Below are 1,767 nucleotides of genomic sequence, written 5' to 3' on the forward strand. Positions count from 1 at the left end.
TTTCATCAGACAATCTGTGTGGACACTACACTTAACGCTATCTTTAGGTAAGGAGGTGATCCAACCGCAGGTTCCCCTACGGTTACCTTGTTACGACTTCACCCCAGTCATGAATCACAAAGTGGTAAGCGCCCTCCCGAAGGTTAAGCTACCTACTTCTTTTGCAACCCACTCCCATGGTGTGACGGGCGGTGTGTACAAGGCCCGGGAACGTATTCACCGTAGCATTCTGATCTACGATTACTAGCGATTCCGACTTCATGGAGTCGAGTTGCAGACTCCAATCCGGACTACGACATACTTTATGAGGTCCGCTTGCTCTCGCGAGTTCGCTTCTCTTTGTATATGCCATTGTAGCACGTGTGTAGCCCTACTCGTAAGGGCCATGATGACTTGACGTCATCCCCACCTTCCTCCGGTTTATCACCGGCAGTCTCCTTTGAGTTCCCGACATTACTCGCTGGCAACAAAGGATAAGGGTTGCGCTCGTTGCGGGACTTAACCCAACATTTCACAACACGAGCTGACGACAGCCATGCAGCACCTGTCTCAGAGTTCCCGAAGGCACTAAGCTATCTCTAGCAAATTCTCTGGATGTCAAGAGTAGGTAAGGTTCTTCGCGTTGCATCGAATTAAACCACATGCTCCACCGCTTGTGCGGGCCCCCGTCAATTCATTTGAGTTTTAACCTTGCGGCCGTACTCCCCAGGCGGTCGACTTAACGCGTTAGCTCCGGAAGCCACGCCTCAAGGGCACAACCTCCAAGTCGACATCGTTTACAGCGTGGACTACCAGGGTATCTAATCCTGTTTGCTCCCCACGCTTTCGCACCTGAGCGTCAGTCTTTGTCCAGGGGGCCGCCTTCGCCACCGGTATTCCTCCAGATCTCTACGCATTTCACCGCTACACCTGGAATTCTACCCCCCTCTACAAGACTCTAGCTTGCCAGTTTCAAATGCAGTTCCCAAGTTAAGCTCGGGGATTTCACATCTGACTTAACAAACCGCCTGCGTGCGCTTTACGCCCAGTAATTCCGATTAACGCTTGCACCCTCCGTATTACCGCGGCTGCTGGCACGGAGTTAGCCGGTGCTTCTTCTGCGAGTAACGTCAATCACTAAGGTTATTAACCTTAATGCCTTCCTCCTCGCTGAAAGTACTTTACAACCCGAAGGCCTTCTTCATACACGCGGCATGGCTGCATCAGGCTTGCGCCCATTGTGCAATATTCCCCACTGCTGCCTCCCGTAGGAGTCTGGACCGTGTCTCAGTTCCAGTGTGGCTGGTCATCCTCTCAGACCAGCTAGAGATCGTCGCCTAGGTGAGCCATTACCCCACCTACTAGCTAATCCCATCTGGGCACATCTGATGGCGTGAGGCCCGAAGGTCCCCCACTTTGGTCCGAAGACGTCATGCGGTATTAGCTACCGTTTCCAGTAGTTATCCCCCTCCATCAGGCAGTTTCCCAGACATTACTCACCCGTCCGCCGCTCGTCACCCAGAGAGCAAGCTCTCTTGTGCTACCGCTCGACTTGCATGTGTTAGGCCTGCCGCCAGCGTTCAATCTGAGCCATGATCAAACTCTTCAATTAAAAGCTTGATGTGCTTCAACAAGTGAAGCGATGCTCGAAAATTAACTTTCGTAATAATTCAAAAATGAATTACTGCTTGGTCACTCTTCAAGACTTTAATATTTTATCGTCCGAGGACGTTAGATATTGTCTTGTGAGTGCCCACACAGATTGTCTGATAAATTGTTAAAGAGCAG

The 1,767-nt window shown here is 51.0% G+C and carries 1 rRNA gene; it reads right to left on the reverse strand.

Annotation, left to right across the window (positions count from 1 at the left end):
* Nucleotides 1-48: 48 nt before the first annotated feature.
* Nucleotides 49-1,591, reverse strand: a 16S ribosomal RNA gene (locus M988_RS22130).
* Nucleotides 1,592-1,767: the final 176 nt, after the last annotated feature.

Source organism: Hafnia paralvei ATCC 29927 (assembly GCF_001655005.1).
In the GTDB taxonomy this organism is placed as follows: domain Bacteria; phylum Pseudomonadota; class Gammaproteobacteria; order Enterobacterales; family Enterobacteriaceae; genus Hafnia; species Hafnia paralvei.